This is a genomic window from Mesorhizobium sp. M2A.F.Ca.ET.037.01.1.1 (genome assembly GCF_003998075.1).
Taxonomy (GTDB): Bacteria; Pseudomonadota; Alphaproteobacteria; order Rhizobiales; family Rhizobiaceae; genus Mesorhizobium.
On sequence record NZ_RZSA01000976.1, the window covers coordinates 1 to 2,382 of the forward strand.

The window sequence follows — 2,382 nt, forward strand, 5'->3', positions numbered from 1 at the left end:
CGCTCGACAAAGGCTACGCCTCGGCGGTCGCGGTGCTGCTTCTGGCGCTCCTGATCGTCTACGCCATCGGGCTGATCGCCATCCGCCGCACGCTGGTGAGGCACGTCTGATGATCGCCGGTCGCTCCACCTCCTCGCGCATCTTCGGCGGCATCGGCCTCTACGCGGCCATCGCGGCTTACGTGATCTTCGCGCTGTTCCCCATCTTCTGGACGCTGAAGATCTCGGTGACGCCCGAGCGCCTGCTCTATTCCGAAGGCATCACCTTCTGGCCGTCGGAGACGACGCTAAAGAATTTCGCCACCGTGCTCGAGGCCTCCAACTTCCCGCGCTATTTCCTCAACAGCGTCATCGTCTCGGTGTCGACGGCCGCGTTCGTCACCGTCATCGCCACGCTTGCCGGTTACGCCATGTCGCGCTTCACCTTCCGCGGGAAGGCGACTTTGGCGATCCTGTTGCTGCTCACCCAGACCTTCCCGCTTGTCATGGTCATCCCGCCTATCTACCGCATCATGGGCGATCTGGGTCTCACCAACAGCCTGATCGGCCTGATCATCATCTACACCGCCTTCAACACGGCCTTCGCCACCTTCCTGATGCAATCCTTTTTCGACGGTATCCCGAAGGATCTCGAGGAAGCGGCGATGATCGACGGCTGCACCCGCGCCCAGGCGATGCGCCGGGTGATCGTGCCGCTGACCTTGCCCGGCATGGGCGCCACGCTCGGCTTCGTCTTCACCGCCGCCTGGAGCGAATTGCTGTTCGCGCTGATGCTGATCTCCAGCGACGAGCAGAAGACCTTTGCCGTCGGCCTGCTCACCTTCATCGGCAAGTTCGCCGTCGACTGGGGGCAGATGATGGCGGCCTCCATCCTGGCGCTGATCCCGGTCTGCGTCTTCTTCGCTTTCCTGCAACGTTATCTCGTCACCGGCCTTACCGCTGGCGCGGTCAAAGGATAAAAGATGGCTTCCGTCACCCTGCAAAACGTCGAGAAGGATTACGGCTCGCTGCGCATCCTGCATGGCGTCGATCTGGAGATCGCCGACGGCGAGTTCGTCGTGCTGGTCGGCCCGTCCGGCTGCGGCAAGTCCACGCTGCTGCGCATGATCGCCGGCCTCGAAGAGGTCACCGGCGGCGAGATCCATATCGGCGAGCGGCTGGTCAACGATGTCGCGCCCAAGGACCGCGACATTGCCATGGTGTTCCAGTCCTACGCGCTCTATCCGCATATGGACGTGTCCTCGAACATGGGCTTCAGCCTGATGCTGAAGAAGGCCGAGAAGACGACGATCGACAGCCGCGTCGGCGCCGCCGCCAAGCGGCTCGGCCTCGACTCCTATCTCGGCCGCCTGCCGCGCCAGCTCTCCGGCGGCCAGCGCCAGCGCGTCGCCATGGGCCGCGCCATCGTGCGCGACCCGAAGGTGTTCCTGTTCGACGAGCCGCTTTCCAATCTCGACGCCAAGCTGCGCGTCCATATGCGCGCCGAGATCAAGGCGCTGCATCAGCAGCTCAAGACCACGTCCGTCTATGTCACGCACGACCAGGTCGAGGCCATGACTATGGCCGACCGCATCGTCGTCATGCATGACGGTTATGTGCAGCAGGTTGGCCGCCCGCTCGAGCTTTACGACCGGCCGGCCAACACCTTCGTCGCCGGCTTCATCGGCTCGCCCGGCATGAATTTCTTGCCGGCCAAGGTCGCCAAGGGCGGCAAGGTCGATGCCGTGCTCGCCGACGGCCAGAAGCTGCGGCTGCCGGATGGCCTGCCGCTCAAGGACGGCGATGCGCTCACCATTGGCCTGCGGCCTGAGCACATCAAGCTGGTCGACGATGGCGCGCTCAAGGCCGAGGTCGAAGTAGTCGAGCCGCTCGGCCTGTCGACGCAGTTCTATGTCAGGCTGGCCAACCAGCAGATATGCGTCTTCGTCATGGGCCGCAGCAACGTCAGGCCGGGCGACATCATTCGGCTGGCCGCCGACCCTGCGGCGCTGCATCTGTTCGATCCAAAGAGCGGCAGCAGGATCGAATAGTCAACGCCATCGAAACGCGTCCAGCATGTAATCCGCATGCGCGTTGAATTCGTCGAGAAGCCCGGCAGGGTCGCCGCTGTCGACCAATATCCCGGACAAAACCAGCGCGGTCGCCACGCCGGCGGCTTGGCCGCCGGCGATGTCGTGCTCGACGCTGTCGCCGACACAGACCACGTCGTGACGATCCGGATTTCCCGCAAGCGCGAGCGCCGCTTCGTAGATCGCCGGATAGGGTTTGCCGATACGGGTGACGCTGCCGCCGAGGCGTTCGTAAAGGTCGGCGATCTCGCCGGCGCCGAAGCGCGGTCCGACCGCGGTCAGCATGATCCGATCCGGATTGGTGCAGAAGCTGT

Annotated in this window: 3 protein-coding genes; 2 read left to right on the forward strand and 1 reads right to left on the reverse strand. The window is 64.1% G+C overall.

The window, feature by feature from the left end:
• The first annotated feature begins 109 nt into the window (after positions 1-109).
• Together EOA27_RS32170 and ugpC are read left to right on the forward strand one after the other, a co-directional pair.
• Positions 110-958, forward strand: coding sequence for a carbohydrate ABC transporter permease (locus tag EOA27_RS32170; RefSeq protein WP_127258222.1), 849 nt, complete (start codon positions 110-112; stop codon positions 956-958).
• Between the two features lie 3 nt (positions 959-961).
• Positions 962-2,029 (forward strand): sn-glycerol-3-phosphate ABC transporter ATP-binding protein UgpC, encoded by a 1,068-nt coding sequence (ugpC, locus tag EOA27_RS32175; protein ID WP_127258224.1) that lies wholly within the window; start codon positions 962-964, stop codon positions 2,027-2,029.
• On the opposite strand, the gene EOA27_RS32180 is transcribed toward ugpC, so the two are convergent.
• A partial coding sequence (locus tag EOA27_RS32180) for a TIGR01459 family HAD-type hydrolase (RefSeq protein WP_127258229.1) occupies positions 2,030-2,382 on the reverse strand: 353 nt, incomplete at its 5' end.